This window comes from Ectopseudomonas chengduensis, from assembly GCF_900102635.1.
GTDB classification, from domain to species: domain Bacteria; phylum Pseudomonadota; class Gammaproteobacteria; order Pseudomonadales; family Pseudomonadaceae; genus Aquipseudomonas; species Aquipseudomonas chengduensis.
This window is the reverse complement of sequence record NZ_FMZQ01000043.1, coordinates 1-1,235: the sequence shown is the minus strand read 5'-3', so window position 1 is coordinate 1,235 and position 1,235 is coordinate 1. Positions and strand designations below refer to the sequence as shown.

1 protein-coding gene is annotated in these 1,235 nt (G+C 57.8%); it reads left to right on the top strand.

Annotation, left to right across the window (positions count from 1 at the left end; translation table 11 throughout):
* Positions 1–64 precede the first annotated feature (64 nt).
* Positions 65–1,227 (top strand): IS3 family transposase gene (locus BLS08_RS25950; protein ID WP_086005911.1). Its coding sequence is split into 2 segments (ribosomal slippage): positions 65–320 and positions 320–1,227, totalling 1,164 coding nucleotides; the frame shifts between segments, so codons are not numbered across the junction.
* Positions 1,228–1,235: the final 8 nt, after the last annotated feature.

Sequence of the window (1,235 nt, the reverse complement as noted above, 5' to 3'; positions counted from 1 at the left end):
TGTAGTGGTCTGCTGATTCCGGACACCAATTTAGGCGAAAATCCTCGCCACTAAGAGGTGTTCGATGAGTAAGCAACGACGTACGTTTTCTGCCGAGTTCAAGCGAGAGGCTGCGGTCTTGGTGCTGGATCAAGGCTACAGCCATATCGAGGCCTGCCGTTCGCTGGGCGTCGTGGACTCGGCATTGCGCCGCTGGGTGAAACAGCTCCAAGAAGAGCGCCTCGGCGTCACCCCGAAAAGCAAAGCATTGACTCCCGAACAGCAGAAAATCCAAGAGCTGGAAGCCAGGATCGACCGACTGGAACGGGAGAAAGCGATCCTAAAAAAGGCTACCGCTCTCTTGATGTCGGACGAGTTCAATCGTACGCGCTGATAGACCAGTTGAGTGAGCGGGAGTCGGTGGAAGTGGTCTGTTCAGCCTTCGACGTGGTGCGGTCTTGCTACTACGCCCATCGTCTACGGCGCTGCCGTGTTGATGCGCGCCGCGTTGCACTGCGCAGTCAGGTCAATCAGCTGTTCAACCAGAGTCGAGGATCGGCTGGTAGCCGAAGCATTCTGGGCATGCTGCGTGAGGATGGCGTAAGCATTGGCCGCTTTCGCGTGCGTCGGTTAATGCGCGAGTTGGGCCTGGTCAGCAAACAACCAGGCTCGCATGCGTACAAGCAGGCTACGGTTGAACGGCCAGATATCCCGAACCGGCTGAACCGTGCGTTCGCCACCGAACGACCCAACCAGGTCTGGTGCGGCGATATCACCTACATCTGGGCGCAAGGCCGCTGGAATTACTTAGCGGTGGTGCTGGATCTGCATGCACGACGAGTAATTGGCTGGGCATTCTCCGCCAAGCCGGATACGGAGTTGGTCATCAAGGCGCTGGATATGGCCTACGAGCAACGAGGCAAACCGCAGCAGGTGCTGTTTCATTCCGATCAGGGCAGCCAGTACGCCAGCCGCCTGTTTCGGCAGCGGTTGTGGCGATATCGGATGGAACAGAGCATGAGCCGTCGAGGTAATTGCTGGGACAATTCACCGATGGAGCGGTTGTTCCGGAGTCTGAAGTCGGAGTGGGTTCCGCCGACCGGTTACCTGACAGCTCAGGAGGCTCAGCGGGACATCAGTCATTACCTGATGCACCGCTACAACTGGATCAGGCCACATCAATTCAACGACGGGCTGCCGCCCGCCGCTGCCGAAGAAAAACTTAACCCACTGTCCGGGATGGGTTGACCACTACA